This is a genomic window from Kitasatospora sp. NPDC057595 (genome assembly GCF_042800875.1).
Taxonomy (GTDB): Bacteria; Actinomycetota; Actinomycetes; order Streptomycetales; family Streptomycetaceae; genus Kitasatospora.
In genome coordinates this window covers 40,326-63,263 of the sequence record NZ_JBHVGL010000008.1, presented here as the reverse complement: position 1 = coordinate 63,263, position 22,938 = coordinate 40,326, and the positions used below count along the sequence as shown (strand labels likewise).

The 22,938-nt window shown below is 73.0% G+C and carries 20 protein-coding genes; 9 read left to right on the top strand and 11 right to left on the bottom strand.

The features are described from left to right. Window positions 1-190 precede the first annotated feature (190 nt). The 4 genes from ACFU9E_RS14665 to ACFU9E_RS14650 form a co-directional block, all read right to left on the bottom strand. Window positions 191-1,312 carry a hypothetical protein gene (locus tag ACFU9E_RS14665; RefSeq protein ID WP_380679504.1) on the bottom strand — a complete coding sequence of 374 codons (1,122 nt, stop codon included), beginning with the start codon at window positions 1,310-1,312 and terminating at the stop codon, window positions 191-193. A 360-nt stretch (window positions 1,313-1,672) separates the two neighbouring features. Next, complete coding sequence (locus tag ACFU9E_RS14660; protein ID WP_380679501.1) at window positions 1,673-2,119, bottom strand: hypothetical protein; 447 nt, start codon at window positions 2,117-2,119, stop codon at window positions 1,673-1,675. Next, the gene (locus tag ACFU9E_RS14655; RefSeq protein ID WP_380679498.1) at window positions 2,116-2,880 is read right to left on the bottom strand and encodes a cupin domain-containing protein; all 765 of its coding nucleotides are present in this window, start codon (window positions 2,878-2,880) and stop codon (window positions 2,116-2,118) included. The genes ACFU9E_RS14660 and ACFU9E_RS14655 overlap by 4 nt, the downstream gene beginning before the upstream one ends. Continuing rightward, window positions 2,873-4,162: a sedoheptulose 7-phosphate cyclase gene (locus tag ACFU9E_RS14650; RefSeq protein ID WP_380679495.1), complete on the bottom strand. Its 1,290-nt coding sequence runs from the start codon at window positions 4,160-4,162 to the stop codon at window positions 2,873-2,875. Before ACFU9E_RS14650 ends, ACFU9E_RS14655 begins: the two co-directional genes overlap by 8 nt. 286 nt (window positions 4,163-4,448) lie before the next feature. Between ACFU9E_RS14650 and ACFU9E_RS14645 the strand changes: the two genes are divergently transcribed. The 5 genes from ACFU9E_RS14645 (at window position 4,449) to fahA (ending at window position 10,819) form a co-directional block, all read left to right on the top strand. Continuing rightward, window positions 4,449-5,843 (top strand): phosphoribosyltransferase family protein, encoded by a 1,395-nt coding sequence (locus tag ACFU9E_RS14645; RefSeq protein WP_380679492.1) that lies wholly within the window; start codon window positions 4,449-4,451, stop codon window positions 5,841-5,843. A gap of 374 nt (window positions 5,844-6,217) precedes the next feature. Next, window positions 6,218-7,432, top strand: a complete 1,215-nt coding sequence (gene hppD, locus ACFU9E_RS14640; RefSeq protein ID WP_380679489.1) for a 4-hydroxyphenylpyruvate dioxygenase — start codon at window positions 6,218-6,220, stop codon at window positions 7,430-7,432. Between the two features lie 101 nt (window positions 7,433-7,533). After that, a complete protein-coding gene (locus ACFU9E_RS14635) occupies window positions 7,534-8,733 on the top strand; it encodes a homogentisate 1,2-dioxygenase (protein WP_380679486.1) in 1,200 nt (399 codons plus the stop codon). Next, window positions 8,730-9,602: a hypothetical protein gene (locus tag ACFU9E_RS14630; RefSeq protein ID WP_380679483.1), complete on the top strand. Its 873-nt coding sequence runs from the start codon at window positions 8,730-8,732 to the stop codon at window positions 9,600-9,602. The genes ACFU9E_RS14635 and ACFU9E_RS14630 overlap by 4 nt, the downstream gene beginning before the upstream one ends. Then, the gene (gene fahA, locus ACFU9E_RS14625) at window positions 9,599-10,819 is read left to right on the top strand and encodes a fumarylacetoacetase (protein WP_380679480.1); all 1,221 of its coding nucleotides are present in this window, start codon (window positions 9,599-9,601) and stop codon (window positions 10,817-10,819) included. The genes ACFU9E_RS14630 and fahA overlap by 4 nt, the downstream gene beginning before the upstream one ends. Before the next feature lie 151 nt (window positions 10,820-10,970). Here the strand turns inward: fahA and ACFU9E_RS14620 are convergent, their stop codons facing one another. From ACFU9E_RS14620 to ACFU9E_RS14605, 4 genes are all read right to left on the bottom strand, one after another. Next, window positions 10,971-11,576 carry a hypothetical protein gene (locus ACFU9E_RS14620; RefSeq protein ID WP_380679477.1) on the bottom strand — a complete coding sequence of 202 codons (606 nt, stop codon included), beginning with the start codon at window positions 11,574-11,576 and terminating at the stop codon, window positions 10,971-10,973. Beyond that, complete coding sequence (locus ACFU9E_RS14615) at window positions 11,573-11,929, bottom strand: hypothetical protein (RefSeq protein WP_380679474.1); 357 nt, start codon at window positions 11,927-11,929, stop codon at window positions 11,573-11,575. The genes ACFU9E_RS14620 and ACFU9E_RS14615 overlap by 4 nt, the downstream gene beginning before the upstream one ends. Next, window positions 11,926-12,504, bottom strand: a complete 579-nt coding sequence (locus ACFU9E_RS14610) for a hypothetical protein (protein WP_380679471.1) — start codon at window positions 12,502-12,504, stop codon at window positions 11,926-11,928. Before ACFU9E_RS14610 ends, ACFU9E_RS14615 begins: the two co-directional genes overlap by 4 nt. Window positions 12,505-12,769: 265 nt before the next feature. Beyond that, the gene (locus ACFU9E_RS14605; protein ID WP_380679468.1) at window positions 12,770-15,988 is read right to left on the bottom strand and encodes a caspase family protein; all 3,219 of its coding nucleotides are present in this window, start codon (window positions 15,986-15,988) and stop codon (window positions 12,770-12,772) included. 111 nt (window positions 15,989-16,099) lie between these two features. Here ACFU9E_RS14605 and ACFU9E_RS14600 point away from each other — a divergent pair, with 111 nt between their 5' ends. Both ACFU9E_RS14600 and ACFU9E_RS14595 read left to right on the top strand, forming a co-directional pair. Beyond that, window positions 16,100-17,134, top strand: coding sequence for an enoyl-CoA hydratase/isomerase family protein (locus ACFU9E_RS14600; protein ID WP_380679465.1), 1,035 nt, complete (start codon window positions 16,100-16,102; stop codon window positions 17,132-17,134). A gap of 133 nt (window positions 17,135-17,267) precedes the next feature. Next, entirely contained in the window at window positions 17,268-18,047 is a 780-nt protein-coding gene (locus tag ACFU9E_RS14595; protein ID WP_380679462.1) for an enoyl-CoA hydratase, read from the top strand. 73 nt (window positions 18,048-18,120) lie between these two features. Here the strand turns inward: ACFU9E_RS14595 and ACFU9E_RS14590 are convergent, their stop codons facing one another. From ACFU9E_RS14590 to ACFU9E_RS14580, 3 genes are read right to left on the bottom strand one after another with little or no spacing between them, the layout of a single operon-like run. Then, a complete protein-coding gene (locus tag ACFU9E_RS14590) occupies window positions 18,121-18,270 on the bottom strand; it encodes a hypothetical protein (RefSeq protein ID WP_380679459.1) in 150 nt (49 codons plus the stop codon). Further along, window positions 18,267-20,306, bottom strand: a complete 2,040-nt coding sequence (locus ACFU9E_RS14585) for a hypothetical protein (RefSeq protein WP_380679456.1) — start codon at window positions 20,304-20,306, stop codon at window positions 18,267-18,269. Before ACFU9E_RS14585 ends, ACFU9E_RS14590 begins: the two co-directional genes overlap by 4 nt. A 17-nt stretch (window positions 20,307-20,323) precedes the next feature. Further along, window positions 20,324-20,827: an ATP-binding protein gene (locus tag ACFU9E_RS14580; RefSeq protein WP_380679453.1), complete on the bottom strand. Its 504-nt coding sequence runs from the start codon at window positions 20,825-20,827 to the stop codon at window positions 20,324-20,326. 235 nt (window positions 20,828-21,062) lie between these two features. Between ACFU9E_RS14580 and ACFU9E_RS14575 the strand changes: the two genes are divergently transcribed. Together ACFU9E_RS14575 and ACFU9E_RS14570 are read left to right on the top strand one after the other, a co-directional pair. Beyond that, a complete protein-coding gene (locus tag ACFU9E_RS14575; protein WP_380679450.1) occupies window positions 21,063-22,376 on the top strand; it encodes an XRE family transcriptional regulator in 1,314 nt (437 codons plus the stop codon). Then, window positions 22,373-22,888: a GNAT family N-acetyltransferase gene (locus ACFU9E_RS14570; RefSeq protein WP_380679447.1), complete on the top strand. Its 516-nt coding sequence runs from the start codon at window positions 22,373-22,375 to the stop codon at window positions 22,886-22,888. The genes ACFU9E_RS14575 and ACFU9E_RS14570 overlap by 4 nt, the downstream gene beginning before the upstream one ends. Window positions 22,889-22,938: the final 50 nt, after the last annotated feature.

Here is a 22,938-nt window from a genome sequence, read left to right as displayed (position 1 = left end):
CGGCCTGCGCCCGCCCTGTTCCCGAGCGCCGCCCGGGCCCTTCCCGACCCGCTCCCGACCCGCTCCCGACCCGTTCCCGACCCGCTCCCGACCCGCTCCCGACCCGTTCCCGGCCCGCTCCCGACCCGTTCCCGAGCACCGCCCGGGCCCGCGTCGCCGCGGTCTCACGCCGCGGTCTCACGCCGCGGTCTCACGCTGTGCCCGGTCCCGCCCCGGCGGGCGCGGGCACCCGGGCCGGGACGGGTTCGGGACCGGCGCTCCGGCTGCGCGGCACGCCCGCCCCCGCCGGGTCGCCCAGGCCCTCCACGGCGGCCCTCAGCACCGCGCCGTCCACCGGGGTCAGCAGCCTGCCGTCGGCGCAGTACGGGCGGCCGAGGTCGGCCAGGAGCAGCAGCCCGGGCCGGGCCGCGGCGACGAGCGCGGCGGTCAGCCGGTCGGCGTCGACGCCGTCGGGCAGGGCGGTCGCCGAGCCGTTGCGGGCCAGCAGTTCCCGGTGGGCCCAGCCGGTGGCGCCGGCCGCCAGGCCGAGCCGCGCCGCCACCCGCGCGGCGAGCAGCAGGCCCAGCGACTCGGCGTCGCCGGGCGCGAGGGCGGGACCCGCGACGGACCGCACCGCGTCGGCGAGGCTCCGGCCGTAGCCGAGGGCCAGGCCGGGGCCGGTCTCGTCGGGGTCGAAGCAGACCACAGCGGCCCGCGCGTCGGCGCACAGGGCGAGCAGGGCGGTGAGCGTGGCCTCGTCGTACCGGGCGCCGGGGTGGAGGAGGGCGGCGAGCGTCGGGTACTGGGCCGGGCAGACGGCGAGGACGTGGCGCACCACCGCGACCATCCCGGCCCGCGTCCACTCGGCGGGCCGGTCGGCCAGCTGGTCGGCCCGGACCCAGACCAGCGCGGCCGGGGCGGGCCGGTGCAGGGTCAGGGCCGGACCGCACGCGGCGGCCAGATCGGTGGGTACCCGGACGTCGGCCGGGAGTTCGCAGGCACGTTCGCCGCCGACGGCGACGACGACCGTTCCGTCACCGATGCCGCCACCAGTGCCGCCACCGGCGCCTCCGCCGGCCGTGGCGGTGGGCGGAAGCGGTCCGTCGCGCAGGTCGTGCACGGTGGTGGGCGCCAGGTCGTCGGCCAGCGCGCGGACGCGGGCCGCCCGGTCGGCGGGCGCCGTGCCGTCGGTGACCACGACGAACCGCTCGGCCGCCAGTGCGTCGAGCCGCGCCCGCAGTTCGGACCACGACGACTCGCCGACGCGCACCGCCAGACAGACTTGTGCGGGACCGGCCTGGATCCGCCGGTCGAGCCTGACAGTTCGACGCATGGCGGCCTCCTCCCGTCCGGGCTCAGGCCTCCACGCTGCGCCGCCCACCGCCCCGCCCACCTGAGCCCCCGGCCCCCACCGCGCCCCGCACCCCCGCCCGGGACGGGCCGGGCCCGTCCCGGGCCCGTCCCGGGCGGGGGCGGGCGGCACGTCGGCGGGTGCACCGGTGTCCGCGGCGCCGTGGGCCCCGTCCCGCCCCCGGGCTGCCGTCGTACAGCCGCCGGACCACCGCCAGGCGGCCGTCGTGGCGGCCGATGACCCCCCGGCGCCCGGCGTGGCGGGCGGCGCCCCGTCGAGCGGCGCGGTGAGCCGCGGGTCCGGGGTGCGGAACGGCTCCCCACCGGCGGCCACGTGCGCCCGCTACCTCCGCCTCCCGCCGGGCGGCACCGCCCCCGCCCCCGCCCCCACCTCCACCGCGCCCCGCGCGAGCTCCGGGCGACGCTCCGGCAGGGCGGCGCTCACCCTGTCCGGCAGGACCGTCAGGCAGAGCAGTTCCGCGCCGAGCGGGCCGCCGTGCAGGTGGACGGACTCGCCGTGCGGGGCGAGCAGGAGGGTGCCGCGGTCGAGCAGGCGCAGCGGCTGGTCGGGGCAGTCGAGCAGGAGGACGGGGCCGCGCAGCACGTACCAGGCGGCCTCGGTGGCGTCGCGGCCGGTGAGGTCGTAGCAGGCCCCGGGGCCGAGGCGGACGTGTTCGAAGGCCTCGCACTCGCTGTGCAACATGCCCCGGCGGGCGAGGCAGCGGGTGCGGATCCGCTGGGCGCCGGGGCCGAGGAGCAGACGGGGCGCGGCCGTGCGGGTGACGATCATCGCGGCTCACCGCCCCGGGACGGCCCGGGCACGAGTTCCGCGTGCAGGTGGGCGAGCCCGCCGGGGCCGGCCACGAGGTCGAGCGCGGTGCCGAGCGGCAGGGTGACGGCCGTGCCGGGGCGCAGCGGAACCCGGACGTTCCCGGTGCCCGCCCGGCCGTGGCCGCCGATGACGAAGACGGTGTGCTCGACGTCCGCGGCGAGCAGGAACTCCCGTTCCCCGGTGGCCAGTTCGACCTGTCGCAGCAGGCGCAGCGGTCCGCCGATGACGGCGGACGGGTCGAGCGGGCCGGTGCGTCGCAGGTCGCGGACGACGGTGCTGCCGACCGCACTGCCAACGCCGGGCCCGCCGACCCCGCCAGCACCGCCGGCACCGCCGGCACCGCCAATGCCAGTACCGCCGCGCTCCGCCGGCAGTTCGATCACCAGCCACTCCAGCGGCCCGGCCCCGGTGTTGCGCAGGCCGTGCCGGGTGCCGACGGCCGTCAGCACGGCGTCGCCGGCGCGGACGGCGTGGCGGCGGCCGTCGAGGGTGACCTCGCCCTCCCCGGTGAGCAGCACGTACACCTCGCGGGTGCGGGTGTGGAGGTGCTCGCCGCTGATCCCGCCGGCCGGCACGCGCGCCCATTCGACGGCTTCCCAGTCCCCGGCGAGTCCGGCGCGGCGGGCGAGGCAGGTCCACTGGGTGACGCCGGCCGCCCCGTGCACGCCGTGCACGTCCGCCGGCGCGGTGGTGTCGGCGATCACGACGGCGCTACGCACGCGTGCCACTCCCCCGCAGCGCGGCCGTGGCTCCGGCCGTCGTCCGGGTGCGCAGCCGGGCCGCGGCGTCGGCGAGTTCGGGTGCGTCGAGGTCGTCGACGAACACGCCCGCGCCGATTCCGCGGGGCAGCGGCAGCCGTTGCCGCCCGTCGCGGTGGCGGACGGTGTCGGCGAGCGCCTCGCCGAGCGTGACGGGCTCCATCAGCGGGTGCCAGACCGGCAGTTCTAGCCGCCGCATCAGGCGCAGGACGCGTTCGGTCTGCCCGGCGTCGAGCAGGCCGCGGCGGCGGGCGACGACGGTGGTGAGCGCCATGTCGACGCAGACCGCCTCGCCGTGCAGGAGTTCGGGCAGCGCGCGCATCTCGACGGTCGGGCTGAAGGAGTGGCCGTAGTCCATGAGGCGTTCCAGGCGGTGCTCCCAGAGGTTGGGCTGGAGTTCCTGGAGCATGCCGTGGACGGCGCGGCCGAGGACGGCGGGGCCGGCGCCCGGGGACTGGAAGTTGGTGTCGAGCAGGGTGCGGCCGTGCCGTTCCAGCAGGCGGAAGAGTCCCTCGTCCTTGATCAGCGCGACCTTGAGGATCTCGGCGAGCCCGTTGCCGATGTGGCGCCGTTCCAGGGTGGCGAGGAAGGCGGGGTCGAGCAGGGTGTCGACGGCGGGGTGGTAGCTGCCGAGGCGGTTCTTGTGGCGGCCGTGGTTGACGCCGGTCTTGGCGCCGACGCCCGCGTCGACGAGGCCGATCAGGGTGGTCGGGACCCGTACGAACGGCGTGGAGCGGCGGTAGAGGCTGCAGGCGAGGCCGACCACGTCGGTGAGGACGCCGCCGCCGATCGCGATCACGGGTTCGCCGCGCCGGGAGATCCCGAAGGAGTCCATCCGGTCGGCGACCCGGAACACCGCGTCCATGGTCTTCACCTGTTCGTGGGCGAGCAGGACGTGCGTCTCGTGCTCGACGCCCTGGGCTTCGAGGTAGCGGCGCAGGCGGTGGCCGTGCAGTTGGTGGACGCGGGCGTCGACGACGACGAGCCGGCGCCCCGGCGGGCCGCCGGCCCGGGCGAGCGCCGGGTTGCCCGGGTCCAGCACGCCGGGGGTGAAGCGGACCCGGTAGCTGACGGGCAGCGCGGTGGCGACCGTCCAGCCGGTGGCGGGAGCGCCGTTCACCGGGTCGCCGGTGGCGTGCAGGCCGGGGACGTGGACGCCGGGGGTGGCGTCGGACCGGACAAGGGCGGCGGTGGCCCCCGTGGCGTCGGCGGCGGGGCGGTGCTGCGGGTGGGGGACGGACACGGGTCGGCTCCTTCGGCGGGCGGCGGCTGGGGCGGCCCGGCGGGTGAGGGAGGGTCCGCCGGGCCGGTGTGCACCACGCTGGCGCGCCCGCCGTCCCGGACGCACGGGCGGCCGGCCCCATCCGCGTCCCGGGCGTACCCAGGACCGACCCGGCACCGGCGCGCGTCGACCGCCCGCGCGCACGCCCCAGGTACGCGCCCCGCGGGCACACCCCACCCGGCCGTTCCGCCCCGCCACTCCACCCGGCCGCCCCGGCGACGTACGGTGGAACACGGAGGCCGACACCATGCACGCCACCGCCACCCACTTCACCGACCGCACCGAGGCGGGCCGCCGACTGGCCGCCCTGCTGGGCCACCTGCGCGGCCCCGGCACCGTGGTGGTGGCCCTGCCGCGCGGCGGGGTCCCGGTGGCCGCCGAGGTGGCCGCCGCGCTCGGCGCGCCGCTGGACATCTGCGTGATCCGCAAGCTGGGCGTCCCGTACCAGCCGGAGCTGGGCATGGGGGCGATCGGCGAGGACGGGGTGCGGGTGATCAACGAGCACGTGCTGCGGCCCGCCGGGGTGACGCCGGAGCAGCTGGCCGCCGTGGAGGCGCGCGAGCGGACCGAGCTGGAGCGCCGGGCGCACCGCTACCGGGGCGGCCGCCCGCCGGTCGACCTGCACGGGCGGACGGTGGTCGTGGTCGACGACGGCATCGCCACCGGCTCGACCGCCCGGGCGGCCTGCCTGATCGTGCGGGCGCGCGGCGCGGCGCGGGTGGTGCTCGCCGTGCCGGTGGCGCCGCCGGACTGGACGCAGCGGCTGAGCGGCGTGGCCGACGAGCTGGTCAGCGTCGGCACGCCGTCGCCCTTCTTCGCGATCGGCGAGTTCTACGCGGACTTCTCGCAGACCGAGGACACCGAGGTGCTGCGCCATCTGGCCGCGGCCCGTGCCGCAGGGCCGGACGAGCACGGGACGGCCGGACCCGACGGCGTCCCGGCGTCCGACGACGTCCCCGCGTCCGACGACGTCCCCGCGTCCGACCGCGAGCTCACGCTGCCCGCCACCGGTGTGGGGCTGACCGGCCGGCTGACCGTCCCGGCCGGCGCCCGCGGCATCGTGGTGTTCGCGCACGGCAGCGGCAGCAGCCGCCACAGTCCGCGCAACCGCCATGTGGCCGAGGGCCTCAACCGCGCCGGGCTGGCCACCTTCCTGTTCGACCTGCTCACCGAGGACGAGGAGGAGGACCGGCGCAACGTCTTCGACGTCGACCTGCTGGGCGCCCGGCTGACCGACGTGGCCCGCGCGCTGCCCGCCGAACAGGCCCGCCCGGCCGGGGGGCCGTTCCTGCCGCTCGGACTGTTCGGCGCGAGCACCGGGGCCGCCGCCGCGCTGTGGACGGCCGCCCGGCTCGGCGACGGCGTGGGCGCGGTGGTCTCCCGGGGCGGACGGCCGGACCTCGCCGGGGCGGACGCGCTGGGCGCCGTGCTCGCGCCGACGCTGCTGATCGTCGGCGGCCGGGACGGTGCGGTGATCGACCTGAACCGGCGGGCGCGCGAGCGGCTGCGCTGCGAGAGTGAGCTGGTGGTCGTCCCGCACGCCGGCCACCTGTTCGAGGAGCCCGGCACGCTGGACCGCGTCACCGAGCTGGCCCGCGACTGGTTCGGCGCCCACCTCGCCCGCTGCGCGCCCCCCGCCTGACCGCGCCCGGCTCCGTCCGTCCCCCGTCCCTCCCACCACCGCCGAACCCACCCCTCGGACCACCGAACCCGCCCTGACCACCGAACCCGCCCTGACCACCGAACCCGCCCTGACCAGCGCACACGCCCGTTCGGGTCCGATACGCAGAACTCGTGAAACATCCCGAATCCACCATGCATTCTGCACAGCGCGACCAGTGATTTCCTGATCACCTTGTACACATTGAACAGTGAAAACCCGATCTGTTGCCCAACCCGCCCGACTGGAGCAAGCTCAGCGCTCAGCCGCCCGCATCCGCCCTCACCCCAACCCCGCGGAGCGGCCGCCTCAAGCGGATGCCTCAATGCCGAGGCCTCAATGTGGAGGAACGACCGATGACCCCGCAGTCCCACGCCCTTGAGCTGACCCCCGAGGAGCGCGAGGCCGGTCTCGACGCCGAGCAGCTGCGCCGCCTCGTCGGCCTCGTCGAGCACGACCCCGCCACCGACCCGTTCCCGGTCACCGCGCAGGACGCCGTCGTGTTCGTGGTCGGCAACGCCACCCAGACGGCCCAGTTCTACCAGGCCGTCTTCGGCATGGAGCTGGTCGCCTACTCCGGCCCGGAGACCGGGCGCCGCGACCGCAAGGCCTTCGTGCTGCGCTCCGGCTCCTGCCGCTTCGTGATCAAGGGCGGCGTCTCCCCCGACAGCCCGCTGCTGGACCACCACCGCCGCCACGGCGACGGCGTCGTCGACCTGGCCCTGGAGGTCCCGGACGTCGACAAGTGCATCGCGCACGCCCGCGCCCAGGGCGCCACCGTCTTGGAGGAGCCGAACGACGTCTCCGACGAGAACGGCACCGTGCGCCGCGCCGCCATCGCCACCTACGGCGAGACCCGCCACACCCTGGTCGACCGCTCCCGCTACACCGGTCCGTACCTGCCCGGCTACATCACCGCGAAGAGCAAGGTGCAGCACCCGGAGGGCTCGCCGCGCCGCCTGTTCCAGGCCCTGGACCACGCGGTCGGCAACGTCGAGCTCGGCAAGATGGACGAGTGGGTCACCTTCTACAACAAGGTCATGGGCTTCGTGAACATGGCCGAGTTCGTGGGCGACGACATCGCCACCGACTACTCCGCGCTGATGTCCAAGGTCGTCGCCAGCGGCAACCACCGGGTGAAGTTCCCGCTCAACGAGCCGGCCGTCGCCAAGAAGAAGTCGCAGATCGACGAGTACCTGGAGTTCTACACCGGTGCGGGCTGCCAGCACATGGCGCTGGCCACCAACGACATCCTCACCACCGTCGACGTGCTGCGCTCGCGCGGCGTCGAGTTCCTGAACACCCCGGACTCGTACTACGACGACCCCGAGCTGCGCGAGCGGATCGGCAAGGTCCGGGTGCCGATCGAGGAGCTGAAGAGCCGCGGCATCCTGGTCGACCGCGACGAGGACGGCTACCTGCTGCAGATCTTCACCAAGCCGATCGGCGACCGCCCGACCGTCTTCTACGAGTTCATCGAGCGGCATGGCTCGCTCGGTTTCGGGAAGGGCAACTTCAAGGCGCTGTTCGAGGCCATCGAGCGCGAGCAGGAGCGCCGCGGCAACCTCTGAGGCCGACCCGCCCCGGAGGCCGCCGGTCTCCGGGGCGCGCGGCCACCGCTGAAGCCGTAGGAAGCGCTGGGCCACAGGAAGGTCCGGGAGGAGCAGGGACGATGGCGTACTACCGGCAGCTGGGCAGCATCCCGCCCAAGCGGCACACGCAGCACCGCACACCCGAAGGCGGGCTGTACTACGAGGAGTTGATGGGCGAGGAGGGCTTCTCCTCGGACTCCTCGCTGCTCTACCACCGGGGCATCCCCTCGGCCGTCGTGAACGCCGTGCCGTGGGAGCTGCCCGACCAGTCGACGGTACCCAACCACCCCCTGCTCCCCCGCCACCTCAAGCTGCACGAGCTGTTCGCCGGCCAGGAGTGGAAGTCCGCGGACGTCGTCGCCGGGCGCCGGCTCGTCCTCGGCAACGGCGACGTGCGGATCTCCTACGTCGCCGCCGGGGCGCCGAGCGAGCTGTACCGCAACGGGCTCGGCGACGAGTGCGTGTACGTGGAGTCCGGCTCCGCCGCCGTGGAGACGGTCTTCGGTTCGCTGGAGGTCGGCCAGGGCGACTACGTGGTCATCCCCCGGGCGACCACCCACCGCTGGGTGCCCACCGGCGACGAGCCGCTGCGCGCCTACTGCATCGAGGCGAACAGCCACATCACCCCGGTCAAGCGCTACCTCTCCAAGTACGGCCAGCTGCTGGAGCACGCCCCGTACTGCGAGCGGGACCTGCGCGGCCCGTCCGGCCCGCTGCTGGTGGACGGCGTGGACGTCGACGTGCTGGTCAAGCACCGTGGCCCGAACGGCATTTCGGGTACCCGGTACACCGTGCCGCACCACCCGTTCGACGTGGTCGGCTGGGACGGCTGCCTGTACCCGTACGCGTTCAACATCCGGGACTTCGAACCGATCACCGGGCGGATCCACCAGCCGCCGCCGGCCCACCAGGTGTTCGAGGGCAACGGGTTCGTGATCTGCAACTTCGTCCCCCGCAAGGTGGACTACCACCCGCTGTCGATCCCGGTGCCGTACTACCACGCCAACGTGGACAGCGACGAGGTCATGTTCTACTGCGGCGGCGACTACGCGGCACGCAAGGGCTCGGGCATCGGCCAGGGCTCGATCTCGCTGCACCCGGGCGGCCACACCCACGGCCCGCAGCCGGGCGCCTACGAGCGGTCCATCGGCGTGGAGTTCTTCGACGAGCTCGCCGTCATGGTGGACACCTTCCGCCCGCTGGAGCTGGGCGAGGGCGGCCGCGCCTCCGAGGACGCCAACTACGCCTGGACGTGGTCCGGTCGGGGGCCGCAGCAGTGAGCGCCGCCCCCGTCCCCGCCGCCGCTTCCGCCGTCCCCCCGCTGTTCCAGGGGCTGTTCGACGACGCGGCGGTCTTCCCGCCCGGGAACCTGCCGGTCGCCGACGCGGTGCCCGCGCACCGCGCGCACCGCACCGCCTGGTACGCCGACGCGGTCGGCCCGCTGCTCTGCGGAGCCGGCCGGCTGGGCGAGTTGGCGGCCGCGGCGCATGGCCCCGGCCCCGCCCTCCGGGTCGGGCTGGTGCTGCCGGGGGGCAGCGCCGAGCTCGGCCCGGCCCTCACCGCCGCCGCGCCGTTCGAGGTGGCCGGCGTCGAACTCGCCACCCGGGACGCCAGCGAGGCCGTCGCCGCACTCGACCTGCTGCTGCCGCCGGACGTGCCGGCCGCCGTCGAGCTGCCGCGCGAACTGCTGCGCGGCGACGGGCTGGACGAGGTGCTGGACGTGCTGGTCGACAGCCCGTACCGGGCCAAGTTCCGCACCGGCGGGGTGGTCGCCGGCGCCTTCCCGGACGAGCGGGAGCTGGCCGGATTCCTCACCGGGTGCGCGCAGCGCGGCCTGCCGTACAAGTGCACCGCCGGGCTGCACCACGCCGTCCGGCACACCGACCCGGTGACCGGCTTCGAGCACCACGGCTTCCTGAACGTGCTGCTGGCCGCGCAGGAGACCGATCCGGCCGCGGCCGCCGAGGTGCTCGCCGAGCGCTCCGGCGAGGTGCTCGCCAAGGCCGTGCACACCTTGAGTGACCGTCAGGTGACGGTGATCCGCAACTCGTTCACCGCGTTCGGCACCTGTAGCATCGCCGAGCCCCTGGACGACCTGGCCGCCCTCGGCCTGCTGTCGTCCGCCCCGACGCCCCAGGAGGACCGTTGACCACCCCCCGTAGCTGGCTCGCGCCCGCGAACGACTCGCCGTTCGGCGTGCACAACCTGCCGTACGGCGTCTTCACGGCCGGCGACCGGCCGGGGCGGCGGCGGATCGGCGTGCGCGTCGGCGACTTCGTCCTGGACGCCGGCGCCGCCGCCCGCGCCGCCGGGGAACCGTCCCTCCTCCTCGACGCCGACTCGCTCAACCCGCTGCTGGCCGCCGGCCGCCCGGTGTGGACCGAGGTGCGCGCCGCGCTCACCCGCTGGCTGACCGAGGAGTCCCACCGGGACGCCCTCACCCCGCTGCTGCTGCCGCTCGCCGAGGTGGAGCTGCACCTGCCGTTCGAGGTCGCCGACTACGTCGACTTCTACGCCTCCGAGCACCACGCCACCAACCTGGGCCGGATCCTCCGCCCCGGCTCCGAGCCGCTCACCCCCAACTGGAAGCACCTGCCGATCGGTTACCACGGCCGCTCCGGCACCGTGGTGGTCTCCGGCACCCCGGTGGTCCGCCCGCACGGGCAGCGCAAGGCCCCGGCGGACGCCGTGCCGTCCTTCGGCCCGACCCGCCGGCTGGACATCGAGGCCGAGGTCGGCTTTGTCGTCGGCGCGCCCAGCGCCATGGGCGAGCCCGTCACCCTGGACCGCTTCCGCGAGCACGTCTTCGGCGTCTGCCTGGTCAACGACTGGTCCGCGCGCGACATCCAGGGCTGGGAGTACGTGCCGCTCGGCCCGTTCCTCGGCAAGTCCTTCGCCACCTCCGTCTCCCCGTGGATCGTGCCGCTGGACGCCCTGGAGCACGCCCGCGTCACCCCGCCGGCCCGCGACGTCGAGCCGCTCCCCTACCTCGACGACCGCGGCGGCGAGCCCTGGGGCCTGGACCTCGCGATGGAGATCCGCCTCAACGGCCACCCGGTCTCCCGCCCGCCGTTCGCCTCGATGTACTGGACGGCCGCCCAGCAGCTCACCCACATGACCGTCAACGGCGCCTCGCTGCGCACCGGCGACCTGTTCGCCTCCGGCACGGTCAGCGGCCCCGAGCCCGAGACCCGCGGCGCGCTCATCGAGCTCACCTGGAACGGCGAGAACCCGCTCAAGCTCCCGGACGGCTCAACCCGCGCCTTCCTGGAGAACGACGACGAGGTGACCATCACCGCCACCGCCCCCGGCCCCGACGGCACCGTCATCGGCTTCGGCGAGGTCACCGGCCGCATCGTCCCCTGAGCCCCCGCGCCTCCCGGCCCCCGCCGCCCTCGCGGCACCTGAGGCCCGCGCGACACCCCTGAACCACTTTCCCCCGCCGGACGAAGGGCGGCCCCGGTTTCACCACCGGAGCCGCCCTTCGTGCTCTCCTCATGTCCGACCCGCGGCGCCGTCATCCCTTCCCGCAGGAGGCGACCGCCTCCAGAGCCACGATCGTGGCCTGCGGGACCGTCCGCTCCGCGCGCTCCCGGCCGGTTCGAAGCACGACCTGCCCCTGGTCGGCCCGGAGCAGCTCTCCACACAGCTCCGTCGTGCCGGTCCGCACGCGGACCAGGTGAGACGGGGCCTCCTCGGTCGTCGCCCAGGCCAGGGCGAGCGCCCCCACGATCAGCACCAGCCCGCCGACGCAGCATCCCGATGCCCGGGCGAGCGCCCGGGTCACCCGGTCCACCTCGCCTTCCGTCCAGCGCCGCAGCGCCTGCCCTCCGAGCAGGATCTCCTCTCCGGGCACCCCGTGCGCGGCGCGGACCGCGAACAGGGACCCCGTCACCAGAAGGAGGAACGCCAACGCGAGCAGGGCCACCGCGGTGCTCCCCGCCCACGCCGGGAGCTGGTCGAGATTGTCCCGGCCCTTCAGCAGCGCGAGGACGGCGAGCAGTGCGGTCAGACCGGTGAGCCCGGTACGCCACCCCTCGGCCTGACGGCGCAGCTCCGGAAGCCGGGTGAACTCCAGTTCCCGGGCGAGTTCGGCCCACCGGCGGTCGGAACGGGCGCTCACGGGGCGATCCGCCAGCTGGCGCCACAGCCGACGAAGTGCACGTCGGCGGGCATCTGCGGGTGCCCGTGCCCGCATTCGCAGAAGTGCACTTCGGCATGGAGCGGCTCCGGGTCCGGCTGCGCCGTGCCCGACCGCCCGGTGAGGCGGTCGAACAGGCCCTTGGTCCCGGTGCCGGGGTTCCCCCGACGGAACTCCGTGGCGGTGCGGCCGTGGCAGCGCGGACACGGTCCGGTGACGACCGCGGAGCGGCGGTCCGGCGCGACGGTCTGGCTGAACGACGAGCCGTCGACATCGCCCAGATCGTCCTCCGCGTAGGGCAGGTGGTGAGCGTGCGCGGTCCCGGCACTGGTCATGGTCGTTCCACTTCTCCATCGAGGTCGATGACCGGTCTCAGTGCGTCCGCCACGGCCGGCTCCGGCAGGTCCAGCCCGAACAGCTCGGCGTAGTGCGCGAGGCGGTCGCGGACCCAGGCTGGCGTCTCACCGACTCCGTCAGCCGAGAACGCCAACCGCTTGGGCGTCACCAGGCCCGTGATCGCGGGGAGCATGCCATCCAGTCCCACCGAGAGGATCGCCAGATCCTGCCAGAGTGGCAGGATCTGGGGCACCTTCGCGAAGGGTTCGGAGGAGTCGGCCGAAACCTGCAGAGCCCAGTACGGCGCCATACGCTGCCAGGCCCGGTCGAGCGGCTCACCGAGCCGACAGGCGACGCTGACCAGGTCGAGCGGGACGAGTGGAGCGCCCGGAGGGGAGATCCGGTTCCGCGGGGCGAGCGCAGCGACATCCCAGGAATCCGGCACCTTCTCCGGCAGTCCCGCGATGTCTTCTGGTGACAGGTCCGGTACCAGGGCTCCAATGGCCTTGAACGGCTCGAGGAGCCCGAACGCCGCTCGTGGACCGACCTTCTCGGCCCGGGCGTAGCCGATCAAGCGTGCGGCATCGAGGCGCGCCCAAGACGGGGCCGAGCGCCCGTCGAACGCTCCACCACGCCATTGCCCGATCAATGCCTGACACTGGTGCCATGTCGGCCGGAAATCCTTCCAGCCGTCCGGAAGGGGCGAGGGAGACAGCGCAGGAATTCCCAGCCGCCGGGTCTCCGCCCGTGCAACCTCCCAGAGATGACTGAGAGGCTCCCGCAGGTGCATACTTCCCGCGAAGAGAACGGCAGACGTGGGCGGGAGCGGATATTCCACTTCATCCGAACCCGGGTCCGTCCCCGAGAAAGCATACTGGCTGGAGAGAGGAAGCTCGTCCCACGCCGCAACCAGCGCTACCGACTCGGGAACATCCACCCCTGCGACCCGCAACTCGTCCACGCAGGCGACATGTTCTTCCCACACCTCGGAAGACCCGTAGGGAATCTGGATATCCTGCATCGACACACCTCCCTCGAGGCTCACCCCCATCACATGTAGCTCGTGCGCGAAGTCCGCAATTTGTGCGCCGGGGACGAAATTCCCGGCCGCCCCGCTTGTCATGTAGCGCCGCCGATAGGCGATCCCCAGCCGAGCAGACTCCTTGGAGATAATATTCTCCGCATTCCGCATGGAAATTCCCCGTGCAGAAGCCAGAACGAGGGTGGTCATCCAAGGAAACTCGGCGCGGCCGGCAGCGTCGACGAGCACGTAGGTCGACAGCAGCACCCGGAGTCCCGGGTCCAGCGTGGACCACCCGGCGATCTCCTCCTGTGACGGAACCTTCCACCCGAGCCAGCCGAAACTGGCCAGCATCCTCCGCGCTTCCTCGGGTTCGAGGCCGGTCCTCTCCGCGTACGCCACCAGAGCCCACGGCCCAGCCACTGGTCGGACAATCCGCCCCGGCCCCTGCGGGGCGTACAGCATGGAAAAATTCGCTCACGTACACGACGGACCGCAGCACCTCGACGCACGCGTCACCGGTCATCCGGTCGGGCTTCAGGTACAGCCGGACCGCAGTGCCGCCCTCCGCCAGCGCGGCACCAGCCCCGGCATCGGCCTGCCGGATCCTGAAAAGACTGCCGCTCCCAGCGATGTCCACCCGCATCGCGTCGGGAGCAGGCCTCCCGTCAGGGCCAACCGGACGGGTGGTGATCGTCATCTCGTCGGCGAGCATGAAGTAGCTGAACACACCAATGCCGAAACGGCTGTTGGGGTAGAGGCGCAGCCCCTCGTCCTGCCGCAGCCAAGCCGCCTGTTCCCGCCGGAACTCACTGGACTGCTCGAAGCGGCGGCCCGCGCGGGTGAACGTCCCCTTCAGCTGCTCAACAGTCATGCCGACGCCGTTGTCGGTGCACTCGATGTAGCAGCCCCGCTCGTCCTCGCCGGTCACGATCCGGATCGAGCCCGCCCAACGGCCGACGCTCCGCCCGCACGCGTTCAGGTACCGCTCGCGCATCGCGCGGTAGCGGCATGCGTCCATGGCGTTCTGGTACAACTCACGCAGGGCGGCCGCGTGCCGTCCACCGTACAGCTGCTCCCCCATGAGCAGCCGCCGCACCTCGGTCTGGGCGAGCGAGAAGCGGAGCAACGGCACGTCGTACGCCCGCCGGCCCGACTCCCCTGCCGGTCGCAGGCGGCTGTCCGTCACCCGGGAAGGGAGCCCAGCGAGCAGCCCGGCCTCGGCGGCCGGCAGGCTTCGCAACTCCGTCGTCAATGTCTGCACGAGTTCGTCCGCCTCCTCGACCACAGCAGCGAGCGCCGCATGGATCGCCGGATGCGGGCAGACGGCGTCCAGTTGCAGCTCCCGTACGGCGTCACCGCGGTCGTCAACGTCCCAGTAGGCGTGCTCGAGAACCGTGAGAACCTCGCGCGGGAGCACCGAGTCGGAGACCGCCAGGTGTTCGGAGAGGACGTCCGGCAGGGTCCGCGCGTCCAGCGCCAGCAGTCCGGCCAGCCGTACCAGAGCGGCCAGCGGCCGCACACGCAGCGGCTGTGTCCTTCCACGTATCAGGTGGCGGTCGGGAAACGTTAACGGCCCGTGGTCCGTGCGGTGTCCTGGGGAGAGGCCGGCCGTGATCGCGCGCAACGCGACCGCCAGTTCCTCGGCCCGGCCGCTCCGCCGATCAGCGGAGCCCGCGACGTCCCCCAGTAGCAGGGCCGCGGCTTCTCCGCCCAAGGCGACCGGAACCGCCTGCTCGTCCGTCTCGAACCGCCCGGCGATCCAGCGGTTGACCAGCCACAGGACAGTGGCGTCCAGCTCCGGCTGGACGCCCTTCCCGCGGCGGTATCCCCTGATCTTGTCGGCGGCCTGGGGATACTGCTCCAGGATCTGCTGGTAGTAGCGCCTAGGCTCGTCCGCCGCCAGGTCGTGCTGAACCGAGTGCGGACCCAACTCCGCTGCCTGGCTGAGGCGTCCGGCCCACGCCGCCTCATGGACGAAGACCGCCGCAGCGAGTCCCGCCACCTCCAGTGCGGACAGGCCGGCGTCCTTCGACACCAGCTGCGGCAGCCGGTCACGCAGGAGCCGGACCGGGAAGCCGTCGTCGGCCCACGGATCGGGCAGCCGCTTCTGGGCCCGATCCACCTGTCGGGCCACGCTCTCGACGAACCTCGTCAACCCCTCCTGGAGGGCGGTGACATCAGCTGCCTCGGCGTCCGACGCCAGCGCCCAGAGCTCCGGCGCGTGGACGGCCTCCGTCCACGCCGTCAGCAGTCGCCGTCCCTCGGCCACCACGGCGCCGCGGGTCTCCTGGTCCCGGTCGTTGCCGCAGTAGATCTGCGGTTCTTGGACCTGCCCGCGCCGGCTCCGGGAGGCCTGGCCGGTCAGCCGGTACGCCGTCCGGTACACCTCCTCCACGGTGGTCGCCTCGCTGAGCGGGTCGAACGCCCTGGCCAGCGCGGACGTGAACAGACTGCCGTCGGACGCGTAGCCGCTGCGCTCCCCGGGACCGCATCCCGTCATCACGACGAAGCGGCTGCCGGGCGGCCCCTGGGTGATGCGGCTGCCGAACGTGGCGCCGCCCTCGGCCTCCGCCGACCGGCAAGCGTCCATCACCCACAGCACCGTGTTTGCCCGGCAGTCCTGCAGGTACCGGCTGATGTCCGCGTCCAGCAGGGAGTCCCGGATGTACGGCTGGTCCCAGTCGGCCGAGTCCTCCAACGGGCCTCGGGCGTCCGCCGGGACCAGGTAGTCGGTCGCTCCGATCCGCACCCCGTGCCCGGTGAAGTACAGCAGTAGGGTGTCGCCCGGTTCCGTTCGCCGGGAAACCGCTGTGATCTGCTCGGCGATCTCGCTGCGGCTTCTGTCGTGGAGAACACCGACCGTCCTGTAGCCGCTGCCCTCCAACGCCGCCTTCAACACCCGGAGATCGGCGGCCACGACCGATTCCAGCGACGGCAGGCGGTGCGCAGTCGCCGGGGCGTCCCCCACCCCGATCAGCAGCGCCGTCCGAGTCGCCGCGCCCTTTTCTTCCCCCACCTTGTTCCCCTCAAGCACCCCAGCCCCCGCCGATGATGGATGCCCATGATCGCACCAGCCGGGGGCGGCTCGGGTACCGGTTACCTTGTCCGGAGGATCTTTCGGTGCCGACGAACGGGAGTGGGGACGATGGGTGACGACGTGCGGGTGTGGCGGGACGGCGCGGTCGGGCGGATCGTGCTCGACCGGCCGCGGGCGCTCAACTCGTTGACGCACGGCATGGTCGTGGACGTGCGGGCCGCGCTGGAGGAGTGGGCCGCGGACGACGCGGTGCGGGTGGTGGCGCTCACCGGGGCCGGGGAGCGCGGGCTCTGCGCGGGCGCGGACATCCGGGCGATACACGACGACGCGAAGGCCGGCGGGGCCGGCACGCGCGCGTTCTTCCGCGACGAGTACCGGCTGAACGCGCTGATCGCGCGCTACCCGAAGCCGTACGTCGCGGTGATGGACGGCATCACCATGGGCGGCGGCGTCGGGCTCTCCGCCCACGGGTCGGTGCGGATCGTCACCGAGCGTTCGGTGGTGGCCATGCCGGAGACCCGGATCGGCCTGGTGCCGGACGTCGGCGGCAGCCGTCTGCTGGCCCGCGCGCCCGGCGAGTTGGGCACCCACCTGGGGTTGACCGCCGCCTCGATGACCGCCGGGGACGCGTTGCTGTGCGGGTTCGCCGACCACTTCGTGCCGTCGGCGAGCCTGCCCGCCCTGCTGGCCGACCTCGCCGACGGGCCGGTGGCGGACGTGGTGGCCCGGTACACCGAGCAGGCCCCGGCCGCGCCGCTCGCCGAGCAGCGCGGGTGGATCGACGCCTGCTACGCGGCCGACTCCGTGGAGGAGATCGTGGCCCGGCTGACGGCCGGCGGCACCCCGGGGGCCAAGCAGGCCGCCGAGGAGCTGGCCGAGCGGTCGCCGACGATGCTCAAGGTCACGCTCGCCGCCCTGCGCCGGGCCCGGGCCCACGGCTCGCTGGAGGAGAGCCTGGTCCAGGAGTACCGGGTGTCCTGCGCCGCGCTCGCCCACCACGACCTGGTGGAGGGCATCCGCGCGCAGGTCGTCGACAAGGACCGCGACCCGCGCTGGTCCCCGGCCGTGCTCGCCGAGGTCGACGAGCGGAGTGTGGCCGCCTTCTTCGAGCCCCCGACCGACGGTGACCTGCACCTCGGCTGACCTGCACCTCGGCTGACCTGGGCCGCCCGGTGAGCGGGTGACGACCGTCTCGCGGACCGAGACTGGCGCGAGGCGGGCCGCTTCGGAGATCGTTGGCTCGTCAGAGCGCGCAATCGAATGGGAGTCAACGGCGATGACCGAGACCTACGAGACGATCCTGGTGGACCGCAAGGGCCGGGTCGGCCTGATCACCCTCAATCGGCCGGAGGCGCTCAACGCGCTCAACACCCGGCTGATGAACGAGGTCGTGGCCGCCGCCACCGCGTTCGACCGGGACCCGGAGATCGGCTGTCTGGTGATCACCGGCTCGGCGAAGGCCTTCGCGGCGGGCGCCGACATCAAGGAGATGCAGGACAACCGGTTCCCGGACGTCTACCTGGACGACTGGCTGCGCCCGTGGGACCGCCTCGGCGAGCTGCGCAAGCCGATCGTCGCGGCGGTGGCCGGCTTCGCGCTGGGCGGCGGCTGCGAGCTGGCGATGCTCTGCGACATCCTGATCGCCGCGGACACCGCGAGGTTCGGCCAGCCGGAGATCAAGCTCGGCGTCATCCCGGGCATCGGCGGCTCCCAGCGCCTCACCCGGGCGGTCGGCAAGGCGAAGGCGATGGAACTGTGCCTCACCGGCCGGATGATGGGCGCCGAGGAGGCCGAACGGGCCAGCCTGGTCTCCCGCATCGTCCCCGCCGACGACCTGCTCGCCGAGGCCCTCGCCACCGCCGAGAAGGTCGCCGAGATGTCCACCTCGGCGGCGATCATGATGAAGGAGAGCGTCAACCGCGCCTTCGAGACCACCCTCGCCGAGGGCGTCCGCTTCGAGCGCCGCCTCTTCCACGCCGCCTTCGCCACCGCCGACCAGAAGGAGGGCATGGCGGCCTTCGCCGAGAAGCGCCCGGCGGTCTTCAACCACCGCTGACCCGGCTTGCTCGGAAGCCCCTTCGTCCCGGACCGTTTGAGGACGAAGGGGCCTTCCGGGCTATGTCCTTCTGTCAACGCGAGCGGCTGAGGAGCAGCACGGCGGTGGTGACGAGGTGCAGGAGCGCTGCCGCCGACACCCCGTAGGCCGCCCAGACCCGCTCGCGATCGGCGTCCGGCGGGCAACGGTCGCTGTCGGGGCCGTCGTTCGGAAGGGTGGTCACGCTCGGCTCCGGAGGTCGCGGAGGACAACGGTGACCTCGGCGTGGTCGGCGGGGCTGTGGTGCTCGTAGAGGGCGGCGGCGTGGCGGAGCAGCGTGATCGCGTCACCGGTGCGCCCGCGCTCCCGGTCGATGTCGGCGAGCCACACCAGAGTGCGGGCCTCCCAGAGCCGCGCGTCCTGCTCGCGGAAGCCGTCCAGGGCGGAGACGAGGACCGGTCGGGCGTCCGCGCCGCGGCCGTCGGTGGCGAGGATCCGGCCGCGCCAGGCGCGGGCCTTGGAGGAGTTGAGCGGATCGCCGGTGGCCAGAAGGCCCCGTTCGGCGACGGAGAGCCGGTCGAGGACGGTGGCGGCGTCCTCGCCGAGGACGGCGTCCGTGAGGGCCAGTTCGAGGTGGGCGAGGGCTGCGCCACGGGGGCGGCCGAGGTCGAGGTAGAGCGCCCGCGCGCGGCTGAAGTGCTGACGGGCGAGGGCGTGCGCGGCGGCCTGGCGGTAGGCCGCGCCGAGGTCGTGGTTGTGCTGGGCGATCCCGGCCCGGTCGTCGGTCTGCTTCGCAGTCGCGAGGGCTTGGTGGCAGTCGGCCAGCGCGTCGGGGACGCGGTTCAGCGCGCGGAGGACGGTCGCACGGCCGCCGAGCAGTTCGCGGTACAGGCGTCGTCCGGTGTCGGTGGCCGGGGCGCCGAGGGCGGTGAGCGCGGCGAGCGCGCGGTCGTGGTGGTCGAGCCACTCCCGGTAATGCCGGGCGCGGAGGTAGTGGGGCCAGGCGGCGAACACGAGGTGGGGGACGATCGCCGGGTGGTGGGTTTCGGCGGCACTGAGCGCGGCGTCGAGGTGGGGGCCGCGGACGCGGAGAAAGTCCAGCGCCTGGGTGGGTGTCGTGATCCCGACGCGGTGCGGCGGGGGGAAGGAAAGGGGTGCGGCGAGCGGGTCACGGTACGGGACGGCCAGGCGGGCTGCCTCCATGGTTTCGGCAGTCAGCCAGTCGAGGGCGCGTCGGACGGCCTGGCCTTCGTCCTCCTCTTCGGCGGCGCGGGCTGCCGCGTGTGCGCGGACTCCCGAGGACACGAACTCCCATCGCCCGGTATCGGTGCTCGGGGCGACGAGTAGCTGCGCCTGGGCGAGGCTGCTGAACGCGGCTTCGGTGGTGGCTGGGTCGAGGCGGGCTGCGGCACCGGCCATCGCGAAGTCGACCGTGGTGTCGGCGCTCGGCAGCAGCCCGGCGATCCGGTAGACGCGGGCAGCGGTGGCGTCGAGGGTGGCGTAGGTGCCGGTGAGGGCGGTGGACACGATGCTCTCCGTACGGGGCTCCGGGAGGACGGTGGGGACGCCGACGGCCAGCCGGGCACCGGCCAGGGCGAGTGCCTGCGGTATGCCCTGGCAGGCCTCCGTGAGTTCGGCGATCCGGTGGTGAGGGAGTGCCCTGCCGGCGACGCTGAGGAGGAGCTGCCCGGCGGCATCGGCGGGCAGGGGCCCGAGCCGGTGGTGGTGCGTCCCGGCGGCCAGCAGTTCCGGCAAGGGCCGGCGAGCGGTGATGATCACGAGGCCGCAGGCGGACGGAAGCAAGCGTTCGGCCTGCACGGCGGTAGCCACGTCGTCCAGCAGTACCGCTACACGCCGCCCAGCGGTCAGGCTCCGGTACAGGTCGTGCGCCTCGTCGGCGTCGGTGGGCACGCCAACGCCCAGGGCCCGGAGCCAGCGAGCGATAATCGCGTCCGGCCTCGTAGGGCCGGACGCGCTGCTGCCACCGAGGTCGGCGTGGAGGTGCGGGCCGGGGGTGTTCTGGCCGTGGAGGAGGTCGACGGCCAAGGCGGTCTTGCCCATCCCCTCGGGCCCGGTGATGAGAACGGGCAGAGGCTCCTCGGTGGAGAGGAGCGCGGAAAGGCGCGCCCGCGCCTCGACCCGATCCGCCAGCGGCCTCCGACGGGGAAGCAGCCGCGGCACCGGCGGGGACGGCGGTGCGGGCAGGGTGATGCCTCCGGCGATCGTCCCGGCCTGCACGACGATCTGGGCGTGCGAGTCGGTGACTGCGTTGCTGATCAAGGGTTGTTGCATCCTCGTCAGACCGCAAGCCGTGTGGCGTCCAGAAGAAGTGAGTCGTCCTCGACGGCGAGGTGTGGGCAGATCACGGCCCACACCCGCTTTCCGCGGTGGTGGGGCTCGTAGCCACCCGCTTCAGCGTATGCACTGATGAGCCGAAGGCCACGTCCGGACTCGTCGCCAGACCCGACATCGCGCGCCACCGGGACATCGGTGGTGCCGTCCATGACCGTGACGACGACACGGTCGCCGTCCAGCCACATCTCCACGTCGATCAGCCCGAGGCGGGGACGACCGTGGCGGGCAGCGTTGGTCACCAGCTCCGTGAGGACGAGGAGCACAGCGAACGACTGGTCGCCGTCCGGGTCGAGTCCCCAAGCCTGGAGGACGTCGGCGACGTTGGCCCGCAGACCGGTAGCGGCGGCTCGCGCGTGGTCGACCGACCACGTGGCCTTCTGAACGCCGTACGGGGCTTGCGGGCAGGGTCGCATCTCGAGGTTACGGGCGACACCCTGCGGTTCCACCGCATTGGATCGGACGGAGTGCGGCACTGGGGCTCCTGTGGGGCGACGGAGGCGATGGCAGCGGCCGGCCCTGCAGGGGAATGCGGGCCCGGCACTGTCAGCCGCCCGGCATTCCAATGGCCAACCGTGTGGCGTTCCTGGCGACTGCGTTCCAGTCAACGGGCGTCAACGCCATTTGGGCAGGGTGGTTTTCCGGCTGTGGGCTCGCAGCGCACCGGAGATTTTGGTGTGCTCTTTGCCAATCCGCCTGCGCACGACGCCACAAAAGCGCTACTTTGCGTTCATGGGCGATAACGCTGTGCTTCGCAAGCGATTGGTGGAACTCGGCATGAGCCACACCGAGCTGGCGCATCGCGTGAATCGACACATCGAGAAGGTCACTGGCCGATACGGCAGTTGCAGTCAGCGCACCGTGCGGGACTGGCTCAGCGGCAGAACGGCATGGCCTCACCAGAGGCAACGCGCTTCGCTGGAGGCAGTATTCGACTGTACGGCCCAAGAGCTCGGCTTCACCCCCAGGGGTGCGAAGCGCCCCGATCCGCAATCGGAGGAAGACGTGAGACGTCGAACCTTCATCGCATCCGGGCCGGCTGCCGCGGCAGCATCCGCGTTCCCGACCTCCGACACTCGGACCACGCTTGGCTCATCCGACGTCCTACGGCTGCGAGCGAGTCTGGAGACGCTCCACTCCCTCGACGATCACCAAGGCGGCCACGCCGCGCTGGAACGTGCCGCCCTCGCCCGCGCCGGGCAGGTGCTCGACGCGCTCCGCAACGGCAGCGCCACCGAGCGAGTGCGCCGCCGCCTCTTCAGCGTCGCCGCCGACTTCACCGCCGTAGCATCCTGGTCATGCATCGACGCCCGCGCGCTCGACGACGCGCAGCGGCACCTCGACGCCTGCATGCGGCTCGCCGGTCTCGCCCAGGACTCGACCGCTCAGTTCAGAGCATGGAACTTGATCGCGATGCTCAGCAATCAGCGAGGCCGCCACGCTGACGCCATCGCCGCTGCCCATGCCGCTCGGGTCACGGGCATCACTCGCCGTGACCCGATGTTCTCCTCTCTCGCGCACGCCCGCACAGCCATCGGGCATTCGAACACCGGTGAGCGTCAAGCAGCGGTCCGTTCCCTCGGGCTCGCCAATGAAGCACTCTCCCGAGCCCGCCATGAATCCCGGCCGGCCTGGGTGGCGTTCTACGGCCCTGCCGAACTCCACGCGCTCACCGCGATCGTCCACGACCGGCTCAGCGAGAACCAGCAAGCTGAAGGCGCGTCCCATCAAGCACTCGCCGTGCTTCCGAACCAGTTCCGCAGGAACCGGTCCCTCATCACCGCCCGCCTCGCCCTCGCCCAGCTTCGCCAAGGCGACTTGGAGCTGGCTACCGCGACCGCGTCCACCGTCTTCGACCTCATGGACGGTGCCCCGCTACCGGGCCGCCTACGAACCCTCCTCGGTGACTTCCATCGGGACCTGCTGACCCTTTCTGCGAACGGCAGGGCTGCGAGAGAGTGGGGCGACCGCTACCGGATCGAATGGAGCCGAACATGATCCAGCTGCGTCACTACCAGAGTCCCACGTTGCCCGAAGGCTTCCGGCAGCTACTCCTCGACGTCCATGCGGACTCCTACGCAGCAGAGTTGGTGGCAGACGAATTCGTACAGCGCTTCCCATGGTTCGTCGACCACTGGACGAGCCTGGACGGCTTTACTTGCGTGGTCGCGTACGACGGCGACGAACCGGTCGGCTTCGCGTACGGGGCACCGCTGACCGCCGGCCGGGAGTGGTGGCGCGAGCACATCGTCAACCCTCCGGAGCGGTATGCCACCTTCGGGCTCTCCGAGCTGATGATCCGCCCGGCCTGGCGCGGGAAGGGAATGTCCGCCCAACTCCAGTCCGCGTTGATCGACGACCGGCCCGAGGACCTGGCCGTACTCCTCGTCGACCCCGACCACCCCAAGGTGCAGAGGCTGTACGAGTCCTGGGGCTACAGCCAGGTCGGCTTCCGGCAACCCTTCCCGGACTCGCCCCGCTTCGCCGTCATGGTCCGCACGCTCCGATGAGAGCGCCTGGCTCAACCTACGCTCCGTTGCGAGGGTCGCCGCTCGGCATG